Here is a 757-nt window from a genome sequence, read left to right on the forward strand (position 1 = left end):
CTCGGTGTGGCAGGGCCTGCGCACCACCGTGGCGCTGCTCGCGGGCCGCCGCACCCTGACCGACGAGGACTGGGGCCAGATGCTCGCGCTCGCCGTGGCCGCCGTGGACGGGGCGGGGTGCGGCACCCTGGACATCCGGGAAGGCCGGGGCTTCCGGGTGGTCGCCGCGCATGGCTACGGCGCCGCCCTGCTGGGCCTGACCCTGGGCGAGGAAGCGCAGCAGCGCTGGTATGGCGCTTCCCTCGCCGCGTGGCGGGCCGGGGAGCCCCGCGTGGTCAGCGGCGAGGCGCTCGCGCGGGCCTACGCCGAGTCGGACGCCGAACTCGCCTCGCCCGAGGCCCGGCTGCTGAGCGACGTGGGCCGCCGCCAGGAGGTGCGGGCCAGCCTCTGCCTCCCGGTGGTGCTCGAGGGCGAGGTCGTCGCGCACCTCAACCTCGACGCGCTGTCGCCCGCAGAGGACTTCGGACCACGGGCCGCCGAGGACGCGGCGCTCTTTGCCCAGCAGATCGCCGCTCTGCTGCACCTGCAGGAGCGCTGGAACGAGCTGACCCGGCTGGTCGAGCTGCACTCCTCGCTGGGCGCGGCCCCCAGCGGCACTCCCCTGGAAGACCACCTGACCTGCGCGGCGCAGGACCTGCTGCGGGCACGTCACGCCCTGCTGCTGCGCCACGACGAGGCCACCGACACCCTGCGCTCGACCGGACCCGAGCGCCACGTGCCCCCGCTGGGGCCGGTCGTGCTGGGGCGCGGCGCGGGC

The 757-nt window shown here is 76.5% G+C and carries 1 protein-coding gene; it reads left to right on the forward strand.

Features of this window, described 5'->3' with window-relative positions; genetic code table 11:
* On the forward strand, nucleotides 1-757 hold a 757-nt coding region (locus QOL99_RS17310), incomplete at both ends, for a GAF domain-containing protein (protein WP_285525650.1).

Origin of the sequence: Deinococcus rhizophilus (assembly GCF_030271215.1) — a bacterium.
Taxonomy (GTDB): domain Bacteria; phylum Deinococcota; class Deinococci; order Deinococcales; family Deinococcaceae; genus Deinococcus; species Deinococcus rhizophilus.